This window comes from Oceanobacillus aidingensis (assembly GCF_042654105.1).
GTDB classification, from domain to species: Bacteria; Bacillota; Bacilli; order Bacillales; family Amphibacillaceae; genus Oceanobacillus; species Oceanobacillus oncorhynchi.
The window spans coordinates 57,474-74,434 of sequence record NZ_JBHSFT010000050.1; the positions used below are offsets into that span (position 1 = coordinate 57,474).

Below are 16,961 nucleotides of genomic sequence, written 5' to 3' on the forward strand. Positions count from 1 at the left end.
TTTTGATGACGGTGGATTTAACGCCAAAGCAAATAGTGAATCAATTAGACAGATATATTATAGGGCAAAAGCAAGCGAAAAAATCGGTGGCAGTAGCTCTGAGAAATCGCTATAGGCGAATGAAGCTTGATGAAGAATTTCAAGATGAGGTCGTGCCCAAAAATATTTTAATGATTGGTCCGACTGGTGTAGGTAAAACAGAAATTGCCAGACGGCTTGCAAAGCTGGTCGGTGCACCGTTTGTTAAAGTAGAAGCTACAAAATTCACAGAAGTTGGTTATGTCGGCAGAGACGTGGAATCAATGGTTCGTGATTTAGTGGAAAAAGCTGTACGAATGGTGAAAGAAGAAAAGATGGAAGATGTCATGGAGCGGGCGGAGCAGGAAGCAAATCAAAAACTTGTTAAACTGCTTGTACCACAGACAAAAACTAAAAACTCCGTGAAAAACCCTTTTGAAATGTTGTTTCAAGGCTCTGATTCAGATGAAGATCAAGAAGATGATGCTTCGAATGAAGAATCAGAGATAAGGACCAAAAGAAAACGAACAGCTCATCAGCTGGCATTAGGTGAGTTAGAAGACCATTATGTTTCTATTGAAGTAGAAGAAATTCCGCCTTCAATGTTTGACATGCTGCAAGGTTCGGGAATGGAACAAATGGGGATGAACATGCAGGATGCTTTTGGTCAGTTCATGCCCAAAAAGAAGAAGAAAAGGAAACTAACCGTTTCTGAGGCAAGAAAAGTGTTGACCCAGCAAGAGGCGCAAAAGCTTGTCGATATGGATGAGGTCACTCAAGAAGCGATTAACCGCTCTGAACGAACAGGTATCATTTTCATTGACGAAATTGATAAAGTAGCAGGCAAACAAGAAGGCTCTGCAAATGTTTCCAGAGAAGGTGTACAAAGGGATATTCTGCCGATTGTGGAAGGATCAACGATTGTCACCAAGCATGGAACCTTGAAGACGGATCATATCCTATTTATCGCTGCAGGAGCTTTTCATATGTCGAAACCTTCTGATTTGATTCCTGAGCTGCAAGGCAGGTTTCCAATTCGCGTAGAGTTGGAGAAGCTTACAATCAATGAATTTAAGCAAATTTTAACAGAGCCTTCCAATGCCTTATTAAAACAATATAAGCAAATGCTAGAAACAGAAGGTATAAAACTTAAATTTACGGACGAAGCTATAGAGAGACTTGCGCAAATTGCTTATGATGTGAACCAGGAGACCGACAACATTGGGGCTCGCAGATTACACACAATCTTGGAAAAATTATTAGAGGACCTATCCTATGAAGCTCCTGATATTTCAATGACAGAAGTTGAAATTACAAAAGGGTATGTTAATGATAAGCTTTCGACAATTGCTCAAAACAAGGATCTCAGTCAATTTATATTATAATTTAAAATACCAAAATGGAGGAATATCAAATGGATTTATTAACGAGAGCAAGAAAAATTAATGCAATGTTACAAACAGCAACAGGAAAGTCAGTGAATTTCAATGAAATGTCAGCATCTTTGCGTGATGTGATTCGCGGGAATGTATATATTGTCAGCAGACGCGGCAAATTATTAGGCGTGGCAGTGAACCAAGAGGTTGAAAATGACCGTATGAAATCTATGCTTGAAGAAAAACAATTTCCTGTAGAATATACAGAAGGATTACAAGAAATCCGTGAAACAACTGCAAACTTGGATATTGAAAACAAACACACAGTATTCCCTGTAGAAAATAAAGAGTTATTCAAAGACGGCTATACGACTATTGTTCCAATTATCGGCGGAGGAGAACGCTTAGGAACGTTAATCATCGGCCGTGTGAACGAAACATTTAATGATGATGATTTATTGTTGGCTGAATACGGTGCAACGGTAGTAGGCATGGAGATTCTTCATGAAAAAACGGAAGAAATTGAAATGGAAGCTCGAAGCAAAGCTGTTGTACAAATGGCAATCAGCTCTCTGTCTTACAGTGAACTGGAAGCAATCGATCATATTTTTGAAGAGTTAAATGGAAAAGAAGGCTTATTAGTAGCAAGTAAAATTGCTGACCGTGTAGGAATTACCCGTTCTGTTATTGTTAACGCACTTCGCAAGCTGGAAAGTGCAGGAGTTATAGAATCTCGTTCTCTAGGTATGAAAGGAACGTATATTAAAGTATTAAATGATAAATTCTTAGTAGAATTAGAAAAAATCCGTACACGCTAAAACGAAAATAAACTTAAAAATGCTGTGAGGGAAATATTTCTTCACAGTTTTTTTATGTGCGAATAAGGAAGGATATTGCGTTTTATAACATATTTTCTGTCGGTGACTAACTAAAGTCCCGATTTTTTATGTTCAGTAATAATAGCAAAGGGAAGTCTGCGGTTCTAGCAGGCTAATTTTATTTTGGCGACTTTTTGAACAAAAACGATTAGTAAATTATATTTAATAAATATTTTTAATGAGCATATTGAATTCCTTTATTTTAAAAGGTAGAATGAAAATAAGGTCTAATGACCTGTTTTTCTATGTATTTTGGTTATGGAGAATGTATTATAGAGTTTGCAGATGATACGAAGCTTACGAGGGCCTTTGTGAAAAACAACAAACAAAAATCATTTGCAGGGCCTTTTGGTCTAGTAAAAATGAATGATTTTTTAATTTGTCAATAATAATGTAGAAATTGCATAGACTTTGTCTATCACTTAATTTAAAATTAATTCGTATAAACAATGTAATTTATGGGTGTTTATGAAAAAAAAGAGGTGTAAAGAATAAAATGGATATATTTAGCGGCACGATTGGTAACTTAGAAAATTCGATACAGTACGCTTCTGCAAAAAATAATGTTATTTCTAATAATATTTCAAATGCTGATACACCAAATTATAAAGCTGATAAAGTAAGTTTTAAATCCGCTTTAGAAAATGAGATGTCTGGACTTCAAGCTAGAACAACCAATGAACGTCATTTGAACTTTGGTGAAGAAGAGAACCGTCCGTACCGTATTGTGAAGGACGCGTTAACTACATATAATCACAATGGGAATAATGTCGATATTGATAGAGAAATGTCAGAACTGGCTAAAAATCAAATTTATTACAATAGCCTTATCGATCGTATGAATGGAAAATTCAGCAGCTTACAATCTGTCATTCGAGGAGGTAATTAAAATTGTCTATCTTTCAATCAATGGATGCCAGCGCAAGCGGTTTGACCTCACAGAGATTACGTATGGATCTGGTGTCCTCTAACTTGGCAAATGCACAGACAACCAGAGCAACCCAAAATGCTGATGGAGAGTTTGAACCGTATCGCCGGAAAATGGCAACATTTGGCACAGGGCAGCCTTCCTTTAAGCAGATGTTAAAGCATGCAGAAGGAAATAATGCCTCTGGCGGCGGTGTGCGTGCAACTGGAATAGTAGAGGATCAGACACCGTTTGAACTTGTATATAATCCGGAGCACCCCGATGCAAATGAAGACGGCTATGTAGAAATGCCCAATGTAGACCCGTTAAAAGAAATGGTTGATTTAATGAGTGCTTCCCGCTCCTATGAAGCAAATGTAACTGCTTTTAATGCGAGTAAGGGAATGCTTATGAAAACATTAGAAATTGGACAATAAATAGGTAAAGGTGGTAGAACAAAATGAATACGATTGGAACTTATCTCCCTCCAGTAAACCCGGTTGAAGAAGGGCAATCTTCGCGGTTAACTCCAAGTCAAGCACAAAGTAATTTCTCTTCCATGTTAAAAAATGCTATAGAGGATTTAAATCATATTCAATTAGAATCTGATAATAAAACGAATGGATTAGCAAATGGCAGTGTGGAGAATCTGCATGATGTGATGATAACTGCTCAAAAAGCAAGCGTCACACTGGAAACAGGTGTCCAAGTACAGAGTAAAGTAATCGATGCCTACAATGAGATTATGCGGATGCAGGTATAATGATAATAATTAAGCTGAAAATGTTTGTTCAAAAAAGTACAAACAAAGAATCAGCTTACGGCTTGGATAGGGTGATGCATTATATCCGAAAAATATTCCAATGCAGGAATTACATGATGCAGCTGCTCTTAACATAGAAAGTTTTTATGATAAGTTATTTTAATTGGACTTTTTGAACAATCTTAAGTGTACAGAGAATAGTTTTGAATTTAGTGAGGGTAGTGTATATGAAAGAGAAATTACAAAAATGGAGAGAATCCACTTTTACTTTTTGGAAATCCAGATCGAAGGGGCAAAAAGGGACGATGATCGGCGGAGCAGTATTAATCGTTTTGTTAATTGCTGCGGTAACTTTTTTTAGTTCCAATTCAAACTATGTTCCTTTGTATAATAATTTGTCCATGCAGGAAGCCGGCCAAATTACAACGGAGTTAGATACCAGAACAGTGCCATATGAGCTTGAAAATGGCGGAACTACCATTCTGGTGCCTGAGGAGCAGGTTGATTCGTTATTATTAGAATTTGCTTCTATGGGGCTTCCAAACAGCGGGAGTATAGATTATTCTTTTTTTAGTGAAAATGCCTCATGGGGTATTACGGAGAATGAATTCAGTGTCATGAAACTAGATGCGATGCAAACAGAGCTCGGGAATTTAATTTCAGGAATTGAAGGTATACAAGATGCAAATGTCATGATAAACACGCCTGAACAGCCTGTGTTTGCCGATGAAGCAACAGGAGAAGCCAGTGTTGCTATTATGTTACATACACAGCCGGGATATCAATTTGAGGGAAATCAAGTAGACGGTCTATATCATCTGGTGTCAAAGGCAATCCCTAATTTAGATGCAGAAGATATTATTATTATGAATCAGTACTTTGAATATTATGACCAGGAAACGCAATTAGCCGGCGGTCAGGATACATACTCAAATCAGCAAACCATTAAAAAAGATGTAGAACGTGATATTCAGCGCAGGCTGCAGCAAATGCTCGGAACAATGGTAGGAAATGAAAATATTGTTGTTTCCGTTACGGCAGATATTGATTTTTCACAAGAAAACCGTACAGAAGAATTAGTGGAGCCTGTTGATCTTGAAGCAATGGAAGGAATACCGGTCAGTCTGGAGACGATTCAAGAATCTTACACTGGTCAAGGAGCCCCGGATGGCGTTGCAGGAGCCGGGGAAGAAGATGTTGCGAACTTTCCTGCTGAAGAAGGGGACAATGACGGGGACTATGAATTAGATAGAGAAACAATCAATTATGAATTTAACCGTATCCGCCGTGAGATAGTGGAAAGCCCTTATCAAATCAGAGACCTTGGCATACAGGTGGCAGTTAACAGCACAAGACAAGGAGAAGATGGAGAAATAGAATTTTTAAACCAGCAGGAACAGACAGATGTGGAAGAAGGTGTGGAATCCATTTTGAATTCCATCATAGAAACATCGGTTGACGGAGATTTACAGGATATGGAGGAAGAAGCTGAACCGAATACCTCGATTGTGTTTCAGGAATTCAGCACTTCAGTCGGGGAGCAGGAAGAACCGTCAGGAGCAGGAATCCCTATATGGCTTTATATTGTTGGCGGAATTTTACTAATTGTCATCATTATTTTACTCTTTATGCTCAGAAGGAACCGTACAGAGGAAGAATGGCTGGAAGAGGAAATTGAGGAAGAGCAGCCGTTAGCTTCTGTAGCAGATAATGAAGAACCAATTATTCCTGAACTTCCTAGAGAAGATACAGAAGAAGTTATCAGGAGAAAACAATTGGAGAAAATTGCAAACGAAAAACCAGAAGAATTTGCGAAATTATTACGCAGCTGGATGAATGAGGATTAGGAGGTTTTATTTATGGCAAGAAAAAATACACTGACAGGCAGACAAAAAGCAGCCATTCTTTTAATCTCATTAGGTCCGGATGTATCAGCACAAGTGTATAAGTATCTATCAGAGGAAGAAATTGAAAAGCTGAGCTTAGATATTTCCTCTGTTAAAAAGGTAGATTCTAATTTAAAAGAAGATATATTAAATCAGTTCCATCAAATTGCTGTGGCACAAGACTATATCTCTCAGGGAGGGATTGGATATGCTAAAACGGTGTTGGAAAAAGCATTCGGGAAGCAGGAGGCATCCAGTATTATTAATCGCCTGACTTCTTCCTTGCAGGTGAGACCGTTTGATTTTGCGAGAAAAGCAGACCCGCAGCAGGTTTTGAATTATATTCAGGGAGAGCATCCGCAAACTATTGCACTGATCCTCTCTTATCTGGATGCGGAACAGAGCGGTCAAATCCTTTCTGCACTGCCCAAAAATGTACAGGCGGAGGTGGCCAGCAGAATTGCTACGATGGACTCCACCTCTCCAGAGATTATCAGTCAAATAGAGCAGGTGCTGGAGAAAAATATATCTTCATCCATGACAGAAGATTATACACAGACGGGCGGTATCCAAACGGTGGTAGAAGTACTGAATGGAGTCGATCGTTCTACAGAAAGAACGATATTAGAAGCTCTGGAGTCACAGGACCCGGATTTGGCGGAAGAGATCAAGAAAAGAATGTTTGTATTTGAAGATATTGTTACATTGGATAACCGGGCGATTCAGCGTGTTATCAGAGAAGTTGACAATGATGACCTGCGATTATCTCTCAAAGTAGCAAGCAATGAAGTGAAGGACATTGTGTTCCAAAATATGTCTGAACGGATGGTGACCACCTTTAAAGAGGAAATGGAATTTATGGGGCCGGTGCGTCTAAAAGATGTGGAAGAGGCACAAACAAGAATTGTCAATGTGATACGCGGGCTGGAAGAAAAAGGAGAAATTGTTGTGGCACGAGGCGGAGGAGACGATATTATTGTCTGATGTAAAAAAACAAATATCGATTAAACCAATTGAGTCTATTGTTACACGAGCCAATGCACCTCAAGATGACGCAAAAGAAGTACACCAGCAATTAACGGAGGCGATTTCCTGCCAAAAACAGGAATTAGCTTCCATTGAAGAAAAGCAGAAAAAGCGGGTAGAAGAAGCGGATAACCAGATAGAGGAAGCACGGAAAAAATGGGAAACAGAAAAGCAAGAGCTAATAGAGCTTGCCCGGAAACAAGGATTCCACAAGGGTTATGAGGATGGAAAACAAGAAGCTTATACACAGTTTGAATACAAACTGCAGGAGGCAAATCATATCGTTGATATAGCGAAAGAGGACTATCATCAAACATTGGAAAAGCAATCAGAAAGTATTGTAGAAATAGCCATGGCGACAGCGAATAAAGTTTTACATAATGAGCTGAAGGAGCAGCCGGATTATATTAGAACATTAATAAAGGATGCACTTGATGAAGTGAAATCTCAGCCAATTATTAGCATTGTTATCCACCCGGATTATTATGAGGAGGTTCATTCCTATCAGGAAGAACTGCAGCGCATAATCGGGGATGAAACGAAACTTTCTATCCACGCTGATATGAACATTCAGCCGACAGACTGTATTATCCAATACCCGCACGGTCAGATAGAAACAAGTGTGAATACACAGCTTGAAAAAATCCGGGAAGCATTAATGGATTATGTCATGGAGGATGCCGAATGAATAAAGAGGCCTTGATTTCAGTCATAGAGAAGACCATTCCATATAAACGGTATGGGAAAGTGATTCGTGTTGTAGGTTTGATGATTGAATCGGAAGGACCTGCAGCAAACATCGGCGAGGTTTGTTACATTCATACGAGCTCTGATAAGGGAGAGCCTATTTTAGCAGAAGTGGTAGGGTTTCAAAATGAAAAAATCATTTTAATGCCTTATCGGGAAGTAAACGAAGTGGGTTCAGGCTGTTTAGTAGAAGCTACTGGAAATCCATTAAACGTAAAAGTTGGCCGGAGCTTGATAGGACATGTGCTGGATCCGTTGGGAAAACCACTTTTAGACGGCGAAGCACTGCCTAAAGGCTTAACAGGATATCAGACGGAGAGAAAGCCGCCGAATCCTCTTTCCAGGCCGACAATCAGGCAGCCGCTACAGGTTGGCGTCCGGGCAATTGATGGTTTTTTATCAATGGGTATAGGACAGCGTGTCGGTTTGTTTGCCGGGAGCGGAGTAGGAAAAAGTACATTGCTGGGAATGATTGCAAGGAATAGCAATGCGGATGTGAACATTATTGCTCTTATCGGTGAACGAGGAAGAGAGGTCCGGGAATTTATTGAGCATGATTTAGGAGAAGAAGGACTGAAAAAATCCATTATTGTTGCAGCAACCTCTGATCAGCCTGCACTTATGCGGATTCGCGGGGCATATTCAGCAACGGCAATCAGTGAATACTTCAGAGAACAGGGATTTAATGTGAATTTAATGATGGATTCTGTCACCCGTGTTGCAATGGCACAAAGGGAAATTGGTTTGGCTGTTGGAGAGCCGCCAACGACAAAGGGGTATACTCCGAGTGTGTTCTCAATCTTACCCAAGCTTTTAGAGCGGGCTGGGACAGATGAAAATGGTTCGATTACGGGTTTTTATACCGTGCTCGTTGACGGCGATGATATGAACGAGCCAATTGCTGATGCAGTAAGAGGAATATTGGATGGCCATATTGTTCTGGATCGGAAAATCGCAGAAAGAGGCCAGTATCCTGCAATCAATGTGATGAAGTCAATCAGTAGGGTCATGAATGTGATTACAACAGATGAGCATCAGCAAATTGCTACAAAATTAAGGACGCTTCTCGCTGTCTACGAAGAAAATAACGAATTAATCTCTATCGGCGCATATAAAAAAGGAACAAACCCTGAAGTGGACTTAGCTGTGGCATCATATCCAAATATTGTTTCTTTTTTAAAACAAGGGGTCTATGAACAAGTTAGTTTTGAAGAAACCGTACAGATGATGAAAAACCTGGTTCAATAAAGGAGTTGTTTTAAATGGCTAAGATATCCAGTTTAGCTAAAATACGGGATTTGCATGATAATGAGAAGCAAGTAGCTCAGCGGGCTTATGCGGAATCCCAAGAAACATTTGAGAAAATTGCCAGAGAATTATACAGCTTATTGAAGAAAAAAGAAATGGCAGAAAGTACCTTTGAAAATGCGATTCAAGCATCTACATCTATTGAAAAAATAAAAGAACAGTCTGCTTATATAGAAAAATTGACCAATCAAATTCAAACGGTGCAGCTGCTAGTACAGAGAGCAAGAAATGACATGAATTCTAAGCAAACGAAATTATCGGAAGCTTATATTGAGTATAAAAAATACGATAAGATGATTGATTTAAAAAAAGAGGAAGCTAAAGCCGTATTAAAAAAGCAGGAAGCTGCGTTTATGGATGAAATGTCCATGCAACAATATCTGAGACAAAATCAAAGGTGAAAATAATGAAAAATAAAAATAAAAAACAAAGTGAAACGGAACCGGAAGTTAAGAAGTCTCCAGGTATCTTTATGAAGCTGTTTTTAATAGCTATGCCACTTTTTATCCTGGCTGTTATTGTCGTCTTTGTTTTACATATTGCCGGATTTAATACATTAGATTGGCTGAAGGAACGAAGTCAATCCATTCCGGTTGTCGGAGAAATGTTCACAGACGAATCAAATGAAGAAATAAGTGAATTGAATGATTTACAGGCATTGCAAAATCAATTGGAAAGCAGAAATGAAATCATCAATAATAAAGATGAACAAATCCAAGAGCTTGAAGAAACAATTGCTGATTTAGAAAGCGAGATTAGCAGTTTGGAAGAAGAACAGGAAGAAAACGAAAATAACGAGGATACAGAACAAAGCGATGAGCAGCAAGGCGGGGAGCAGGCGCAAGCTGAGGCTGGTGCCGTTTCAGAAAAAAGTTCGATGACAAGAACATTGGAAGGTATGAAGAGTAAGGAAGCAGCTGCTATTCTAGAAAACCTGGAAGCTGATTTAGCCGTAACTATTTTAGAAGAAATGTCTACTGGGGACCGCGGTGATATATTACAGCAAATGAATGTGGAAGCGGCGACGACCTATACGCAAATGTTAATGGAGTAACAATATAAGAAACTTGAAAGGAGGTGAAAAAGTGAATGCGATGAGGCTGAATATAGCTGATCTTATGTTTTCCAATCAGGCGAGTATCAAGTCAAGAACACAGCAAGGCTCCCGTTTTGGTGATTTATTATTACAGCAATCAGGGTCACTACCTGCCAGGGGGGATATAAAAACCCCGCTTCAGCAAAATCAGAAGCAGCAGTTAGCAGATGTGTTTGAACAGGTAGGAGAATCACTTCCTGATGAAGTACTTGCTATTTTGAAAGATAATGATGTTTTGCAGGAAGAAATCGTTGCTTTGTTAATGGAAAATGCAGTAACTCAGCAAGAGAGTTCTTTAGAAAAAAATGGTGATCAGCAAAGATTACAGATAGAGAATCTGCTTAGCCAATATCTATCTTCAGCGCTTGCGGAGCACCCAGAAATATCCTCAATGGCAGATTTACAGCCTGCGATAGACATTTATAACGAAATAACCAAGCAGCTGCAAGGAATAGAACAAACTGCAGATATACATGATACATCCAGCTTATTAGCGCAATTGCTGCAGGATTGGGAGCAGTTTTTTAAAGAAAATCCTGATATAGATAAACAGGAAGTGCTGGACGGTATTTACCAGCAAATGCAACATGCTGATTCCTCCATTTTTGAACAGACTGTACATCAAATGGCGTATCAAATGCTTGAAGCTGGCTTGCGGGAAGAAGAAATAAATGATGCTGACGACTTTGAAAATGTGGAAGTAATCAAGGCTTTGCAAGATTTTAATGAATTTATGCTGAGAGCCGATGGGGAAACAGCGGAGCAAATAGAAAAAAAGATAGATGATTTATTGATTGAAGCCGGTTTAATGACTGAAGAGCAGATGAAAGGCAGTTGGGTTGAGGCTGAACAAGCAGAGCAGCAAGCCAGAATACAACAATTCATCCAAGGTATAAGCCAGCAGCTCCAAATAGCAGATTCCTCCGTTTCTAGTCAGATAGTAAATCAAATTGCACATCAATTGCTGGCCGCCAACTTGCCAGAAGAACAAATGCTAAACAACCGTAAAGCAAATTCTGCGGTGGTCGAACAGACCGATAAAACCGGACTAGATGCAGAAGGATTACAGCGTGTGGAGGCTAGAATTGCAGGGTGGCTGCAATCCATTTTTAAAGAAGTATCTCCTGGAGTTATCAAGCAGAATAACGATGTCCAATTAGTCAGGCAGACAGCTAATGAAACAGGTTACCACCAGCCAGTAAAAGCGGAAGCTGAAGTTGTTCCTCGGATCGAGCCGAAAATGGCAGCCTGGCTGCAAACGTCATTCCAAGATGCATCGCCGGCTGTTTTTAAGCAGGATAGTCTTCCTATCTCCAAGATAGAACAATTTATTGTTCAGATGGGGCAGACAGATTCATCAAAAGGCCTATCAGGTAAAGAGCTGATCGAGAAAATTGAAACAATTGTACAAAGTCAGCGCCTGCAAAATTTTGTGCGGGGACAAAATCCCATCTCCATCCAATTGAGACCGGAGAACCTAGGTGATATGACGATACGTTTTATACAGACAAATGGAGAGTTGACAGTACAGATGCTTGTTTCTTCTAAAGCGGTGAAGGAAGTATTGGAATCGAATCTGCACCAGCTGAGAAATGTGTTTTCACCGCATCAGGTATCGGTTGAGAGGCAGGATAATGTGAATGCTTCGCAGACAGATGCATCGAAAAATGCGAAAGAAAATCAAAGTGAGCAGCATTCAGAGCACCAGGAAACAGCTTCTGACTCCAATGAACAGGATTCGTCTTCTGAAACAGAATCCTTTGAATCATTTATGGAGAAACTGCTATCGCAAAATATAGAGGAGCAAGTTTAATAATAACCACAGCTGCACAAAAACGTAGCCGGAATTTGAAAGGCGGTGACAACGATCACTTCTATAGATCCATCTTTATACTTAAGTAATCAGCCAAAAACAAGAGAGCCTTCTTCTGAACTGGGAAAAGACGAATTCTTAAAATTATTGATTGCCCAAATGCAAAACCAGAATCCGATGAATACGATGGATGAATCAGAATTTATAGCGCAAATGGCATCATTTTCTTCCCTGGAGCAAATGACGAATATGTCTAATTCGATGGAACTCTTAGTAAATAATCAGCTCGTATCTCCGGCTATTCAATATAGCCATATGATTGGAGAAACGGTAAATTATAGAACCTTTGATAAAGAGACCGGAAGAGAAACAGGTGTGGAATCAGGCAAAATTATTTCTGTATCTCAACAGGATGGATGGGCTGTTTTTCATTTAGAAAATGGCCAAAAAATCTATGCTGATACCGTTATTGAAGTAGGAGCATCCGGAGAAGAAACTGATAATGAATCAGAAAATGAGGTGACAGACCCTTCGGAAAATGAGGAGGGAGAAGAATAATGGTTCGCCCCATCCAACCAATCGTACCACCTATATCACAGGAACAGCATATACAAAAAGCGGCACCGAAAAAAGGAGCAATTTCCTTTAGAGATATTCTTCAAAACCAGCAAGAGCTGACAATCAGTAAGCATGCCGCAGAACGGATGCAAGAGCGGAATATCCAGCTTAGCAATCAAGAATGGCAGTCTATTCAAGAGAAAGTAAAAGAAGCAAAACAAAAAGGTGTAAAAGATGCATTGGTCGTAATTGATGGCAATGCAATGGTAGTCAGTGTCAAAAATAATACAGTGATTACAGCGCTAAACCAATCAGAAGCAGATAAAAAAGTATTTACCAATATTGATGGAACAATTTTATTGTAAAAAAGGCCGGACCCTTTATGGGAAGCCTATTGCCGCGGAATGACAGAAGCGGTCAAATGAAAATAAAAAGGGGAAATAATCATGTTACGTTCAATGTACGCAGGTATTTCAGGAATGAAAAATTCACAAACAAAATTAGATGTTATCGGTAATAATATTGCAAACGTGAATACATCAGGCTATAAGAAATCGAATATTAATTTTCAGGATATGCTGAGTCAGACAACCTCAGCAGCACAAGGACCGGGAAATGGACGTGGCGGGATTAATGCATCTCAAGTTGGTCTTGGTTCACAGGAAGGTGCCATTTCAAATACTCATACTCCAGGTTCCAGACAAACAACGAATAATCCATTAGATTTTGCGATCCAAGGAGATGGGATGTTTGTCGTACAGGAGGGTGATACAAATTACTATACCCGCGCAGGCAACTTTTACTTAGACGCTGGCGGGAATATCGTTAATGCAAACGGATATTATTTACAGGCTGAAGGAGGAGGAAATCTTACCATTCCGGAAAATGCCGAGAGTTTCAGTGTGCAGCCGGATGGAACGGTCACCTATACGGATGCTAATGAGAATACAGAAGAAGTAGGACGAATCGCATTAGCGAAGTTTTCCAACCCAGCTGGATTGGAAAAAGTTGGTGGCAGCTTGTACGCCGCTACAAATAATGCTGGACTAGTTGGTACAGGTCTAGAAGGTCCGGGAGCAAATGGAACTGGTGAAATAATCAGCGGTGCATTGGAAATGTCCAACGTTGACTTATCCGAAGAGTTCACAGAAATGATTACAGCACAGCGTTCATTCCAGGCAAACACGAGAATAATTACAACGTCTGATGAAATTTTACAAGAGCTTGTTAATCTAAAACGATAAGCAAAGGGGGAAGGGGACTGACCTGAATGGACATCAGGTTAGTCCCGATAACGTATGATTCGATTAACCCGATTAAATAATGAACCTTTTGTTCTGAATGCTATCATGATTGAGCAGGTACAGGCATATGCCGATACAAGCATTTCTCTATTAAACGGAAAAAAGGTGTTTGTCAAAGAAAGCGAAGAAGAAATTATTGAAAAGGTAACAGCCTTTTATCACCAGATTGGGTTTCCCGCACTCCCGTTAAAGGCAGGTGAAAAGAATGAGTAAAATAGTAAAAATAGCTATGACATCTATTATTACATTACTTGTTGGCGTTGTAGCAACGCTTATTATCGTTATCTATGTTAATGAGCCGGAAGAAACTTCTGGAGAGCAATCGATTGATGAGATGGTAAGCCATTCTTATGAAACGCCAGAGGTGACTACAGATATTAAGGACGACCGATATGTCCAGGTTCAATTTCAAGTTATTACAGATGATAATAAAGCAGTGGAAGAATTAGAAAAACGGGGCTTTCAAATTACGAATTTATTAATTAAAGAATTGGCCGTTATGGAAGTGGATGATTTTCAAACAGGTCTGGACGAGCTCGAGGATACATTGAAAACAGATTTAAATGAAATGATGACAGAAGGAACGGTTACCGAAGTATATACCATTAAGAAAATACTTCAATAGATTCTATCATGTCAGGAGGTGACCAAAGTTTATGGATGAGGTATTATCGCAAAATGAAATTGATGCCTTGCTTTCAGCGATAACATCAGGAGAAATGGATGCGGAAGAATTGAAAAAAGAAGAAGATGAAAAACGCATTCGTGTTTATGATTTTAAGAGAGCGTTACGTTTTTCAAAAGACCAGATACGCAGCATTTCAAGACTGCATGAGAATTATGCAAGGTTGCTGACAACTTTTTTTGCTACACAGCTCAGGACATACGTGAATATTAATGTTACCTCTGTCGATCAAGTGCCTTATGAGGAATTTATACGCTCTGTACCGAAGCCGACCGTACTTAATATTTATAGTTTGGAGCCATTAGATGGCAATTTAATCATGGAAATCAATCCCAATGTAGCATTTGCATTATTGGAACGATTACTTGGAGGAAAAGGTTCTACTGGTTCGAAAACAAGCAGTTTGACAGAAATTGAAAAGATTTTGCTCACACAATTATTTGAGAAAGCAGAAGTCAGCTTAAAGGAAGCTTGGTCATCTGTTGCAGATATCGAACCCATTTTAGAAGAATTCGAGGAGAATCCCCAATTTATGCAAATCGTTGCACCCACAGAAACGGTGGTAGTTGTTTCGTTAACCGCTATGATTGGAGAGGTATCCGGGATGATTAATATATGTATTCCGCATATTATCTTGGAGCCGATTATACCAAAGCTTTCTGCAAGCTATTGGATGCAGACGAATAAAAACAAAGATGAAAAAAGTCTGCAAAGAATGTCGAAGTATCTTCAAAATACCGATGTAGAAGTAAAAACTGTTCTGGGGGAAGCATCCATCAATATTGATGAATTTTTGAAGTTCTCTGTCGGCGATGTGATTGCGTTGGATCAAGCAATTGATGCACCATTAAAAATGGCTGTAAATGATGAATTTAAGTTTCTTGTACAGCCGGGAAAGTATCGGCATAAAATGTCTGTCCAAGTATTAGAGGAACTGAATGGGGTGATGGAAAATGATGAATGACGGCAAGCTGTCACAAGAAGAAATAGATGCCCTGCTTAAGGTGCCTGCAGATGAACAGGAGGATGACCAGCAGGAGCAGACGGCAGACGAAGCATTTTTAACAAGTATCGAAAAGGATGCTTTGGGGGAAATCGGTAATATTTCCTTTGGAAGCTCTGCTACTACACTGTCTACACTGTTAAACCAGAAGGTAGAAATTACTACACCGGCTGTCACGGTGATTGGCAAGGATCAATTAGAAGAAGAAGTTACATTTAAACCTGTGAGTGTTCAAGTTAATTACATAGAAGGCTTTACTGGCAATAATGTGTTTTTCATTAAATCAGAGGATGCGGCAGTAATCGCAGATATCATGCTTGGCGGAGACGGGACAAACCCGGATAAAGAACTGAACGAAATGCACCTAAGTGCCGTTCAAGAAGCCATGAATCAGATGATGGGAGCAGCTGCTACCAGCATGTCTACTGTATTTAATAAGAAAATAGATATTTCACCGCCTGAGATTATTCATGGACTGGAAAATCAAAAAAAAGAAGGTTTATTTAAAGACGAAGTGTACGTTAAAGTATTTTTCAAGTTAATGGTTGGAGATTTAATAGATTCCAATATGGTACAGCTGGTTCCGTTGGATTTTGCTAAAGAATTAGTACACCAATTAATGAATCCGGCTCCTGAAGCTAAAGAAGAGCCTTCTGTCAAAGAGGAACCAGAAACAGCAGTAAGTCAGACTGCAGCAAGTGTAAATACGCATTCAGCAGTTGCTGCTGCGCCGGTAACTGAAGAGAAACAGGCTGAACAAGAACAACCTGTCAGGCCTGCTGGAAATACAGGAACTACGAATCAAAAAAATGATGAGATTTTAGGAAGACCAAGCTCCCAGGAAGCGGATGTCCAGGAAGCAGCATTTTCTGAATTCGAGCAGGCTCCGCTCAATTATCAAGGGCAGCGGAATTTAGATATGTTAATGGATATTCCATTAAGAGTCACTGTGGAATTGGGCAGGACAAAGCAGTCTATCAAGGAAATATTAGAACTGGGAGCCGGCTCTATTATTGAATTAGATAAACTGGCGGGAGAACCTGTAGATATTCTGGTAAATGAAAAATTAGTTGCTGAAGGAGAAGTCGTAGTTATTGACGAAAACTTTGGGGTTCGTGTAACAGATATCGTCAGTCAGCATGATAGAATCCAGCATTTAAGAAAATAAATATGCATAATTAGGTATATTGAAGGAGAGAGAAAAAATGGGCCAAAAGATTTTAATAGTAGATGATGCAGCTTTTATGAGAATGATGATCAAGGATATTTTAACAAAGAATGATTTTGAAGTGGTTGGAGAAGCACAGGACGGCAACGAAGCTGTTGAAAAATATAAGGAACTTCAGCCTGATTTAGTAACAATGGATATTACGATGCCGGAAAAAGATGGATTAGCAGCATTAAAAGAAATTCTTCAGGTTAATTCAAATGCAAAAGTCATTATGTGTTCAGCTATGGGACAGCAGGCAATGGTTATTGATGCTATCCAGGCCGGAGCAAAAGACTTTATTGTTAAACCATTCCAAGCAGATCGTGTCATTGAAGCAATTCAAAAAGCACTCGGCTAAATAGACTTCAATTTAAAAAGTGAGT

At 39.4% G+C, this 16,961-nt stretch carries 20 protein-coding genes; all 20 read left to right on the plus strand.

Going from position 1 to position 16,961, the window contains the following annotated elements; all coding sequences use genetic code 11:
• The first annotated feature begins 5 nt into the window (after positions 1-5).
• The 20 genes from hslU (at position 6) to ACFO3P_RS21315 (ending at position 16,936) form a co-directional block, all read left to right on the plus strand.
• A complete protein-coding gene (hslU, locus tag ACFO3P_RS21220) occupies positions 6-1,403 on the plus strand; it encodes an HslU--HslV peptidase ATPase subunit (RefSeq protein ID WP_042535044.1) in 1,398 nt (465 codons plus the stop codon).
• A 29-nt stretch (positions 1,404-1,432) separates the two neighbouring features.
• Entirely contained in the window at positions 1,433-2,212 is a 780-nt protein-coding gene (gene codY, locus ACFO3P_RS21225) for a GTP-sensing pleiotropic transcriptional regulator CodY (protein WP_042535043.1), read from the plus strand.
• A gap of 556 nt (positions 2,213-2,768) precedes the next feature.
• Positions 2,769-3,161: a flagellar basal body rod protein FlgB gene (flgB, locus tag ACFO3P_RS21230; RefSeq protein WP_289584563.1), complete on the plus strand. Its 393-nt coding sequence runs from the start codon at positions 2,769-2,771 to the stop codon at positions 3,159-3,161.
• Between the two features lie 2 nt (positions 3,162-3,163).
• Positions 3,164-3,616, plus strand: a complete 453-nt coding sequence (flgC, locus tag ACFO3P_RS21235; protein WP_042535039.1) for a flagellar basal body rod protein FlgC — start codon at positions 3,164-3,166, stop codon at positions 3,614-3,616.
• A gap of 23 nt (positions 3,617-3,639) precedes the next feature.
• Entirely contained in the window at positions 3,640-3,942 is a 303-nt protein-coding gene (gene fliE / locus ACFO3P_RS21240; RefSeq protein ID WP_042535038.1) for a flagellar hook-basal body complex protein FliE, read from the plus strand.
• Between the two features lie 227 nt (positions 3,943-4,169).
• On the plus strand, positions 4,170-5,789 hold the full coding sequence (fliF, locus tag ACFO3P_RS21245; protein ID WP_289584564.1) for a flagellar basal-body MS-ring/collar protein FliF: 1,620 nt from the start codon (positions 4,170-4,172) through the stop codon (positions 5,787-5,789).
• A gap of 12 nt (positions 5,790-5,801) precedes the next feature.
• Complete coding sequence (gene fliG / locus ACFO3P_RS21250) at positions 5,802-6,812, plus strand: flagellar motor switch protein FliG (RefSeq protein ID WP_042535034.1); 1,011 nt, start codon at positions 5,802-5,804, stop codon at positions 6,810-6,812.
• Complete coding sequence (gene fliH, locus ACFO3P_RS21255; protein ID WP_042535032.1) at positions 6,805-7,542, plus strand: flagellar assembly protein FliH; 738 nt, start codon at positions 6,805-6,807, stop codon at positions 7,540-7,542. The genes fliG and fliH overlap by 8 nt, the downstream gene beginning before the upstream one ends.
• Positions 7,539-8,849 carry a flagellar protein export ATPase FliI gene (gene fliI / locus ACFO3P_RS21260; protein ID WP_289584565.1) on the plus strand — a complete coding sequence of 437 codons (1,311 nt, stop codon included), beginning with the start codon at positions 7,539-7,541 and terminating at the stop codon, positions 8,847-8,849. The genes fliH and fliI overlap by 4 nt, the downstream gene beginning before the upstream one ends.
• A gap of 14 nt (positions 8,850-8,863) precedes the next feature.
• On the plus strand, positions 8,864-9,310 hold the full coding sequence (gene fliJ / locus ACFO3P_RS21265; protein WP_042535030.1) for a flagellar export protein FliJ: 447 nt from the start codon (positions 8,864-8,866) through the stop codon (positions 9,308-9,310).
• A gap of 5 nt (positions 9,311-9,315) precedes the next feature.
• Positions 9,316-9,963: a magnesium transporter MgtE N-terminal domain-containing protein gene (locus tag ACFO3P_RS21270; RefSeq protein ID WP_193064964.1), complete on the plus strand. Its 648-nt coding sequence runs from the start codon at positions 9,316-9,318 to the stop codon at positions 9,961-9,963.
• A 40-nt stretch (positions 9,964-10,003) separates the two neighbouring features.
• Positions 10,004-11,818: a flagellar hook-length control protein FliK gene (locus ACFO3P_RS21275; protein WP_289584598.1), complete on the plus strand. Its 1,815-nt coding sequence runs from the start codon at positions 10,004-10,006 to the stop codon at positions 11,816-11,818.
• 45 nt (positions 11,819-11,863) lie between these two features.
• Positions 11,864-12,376: a flagellar hook assembly protein FlgD gene (flgD, locus tag ACFO3P_RS21280; RefSeq protein ID WP_319022576.1), complete on the plus strand. Its 513-nt coding sequence runs from the start codon at positions 11,864-11,866 to the stop codon at positions 12,374-12,376.
• Complete coding sequence (locus ACFO3P_RS21285) at positions 12,376-12,741, plus strand: TIGR02530 family flagellar biosynthesis protein (RefSeq protein WP_042535026.1); 366 nt, start codon at positions 12,376-12,378, stop codon at positions 12,739-12,741. Before flgD ends, ACFO3P_RS21285 begins: the two co-directional genes overlap by 1 nt.
• Before the next feature lie 81 nt (positions 12,742-12,822).
• Complete coding sequence (gene flgG, locus ACFO3P_RS21290; protein WP_042535024.1) at positions 12,823-13,620, plus strand: flagellar basal body rod protein FlgG; 798 nt, start codon at positions 12,823-12,825, stop codon at positions 13,618-13,620.
• A 54-nt stretch (positions 13,621-13,674) separates the two neighbouring features.
• Positions 13,675-13,893, plus strand: a complete 219-nt coding sequence (locus tag ACFO3P_RS21295) for a flagellar FlbD family protein (RefSeq protein ID WP_040980122.1) — start codon at positions 13,675-13,677, stop codon at positions 13,891-13,893.
• Positions 13,886-14,305: a flagellar basal body-associated protein FliL gene (fliL, locus tag ACFO3P_RS21300; RefSeq protein ID WP_193064966.1), complete on the plus strand. Its 420-nt coding sequence runs from the start codon at positions 13,886-13,888 to the stop codon at positions 14,303-14,305. The genes ACFO3P_RS21295 and fliL overlap by 8 nt, the downstream gene beginning before the upstream one ends.
• Before the next feature lie 31 nt (positions 14,306-14,336).
• A complete protein-coding gene (gene fliM / locus ACFO3P_RS21305; RefSeq protein ID WP_042535021.1) occupies positions 14,337-15,329 on the plus strand; it encodes a flagellar motor switch protein FliM in 993 nt (330 codons plus the stop codon).
• Positions 15,319-16,536 (plus strand): flagellar motor switch phosphatase FliY, encoded by a 1,218-nt coding sequence (gene fliY, locus ACFO3P_RS21310; RefSeq protein WP_042535019.1) that lies wholly within the window; start codon positions 15,319-15,321, stop codon positions 16,534-16,536. Before fliM ends, fliY begins: the two co-directional genes overlap by 11 nt.
• A gap of 37 nt (positions 16,537-16,573) precedes the next feature.
• Positions 16,574-16,936, plus strand: a complete 363-nt coding sequence (locus ACFO3P_RS21315) for a response regulator (RefSeq protein ID WP_042535016.1) — start codon at positions 16,574-16,576, stop codon at positions 16,934-16,936.
• Positions 16,937-16,961: the final 25 nt, after the last annotated feature.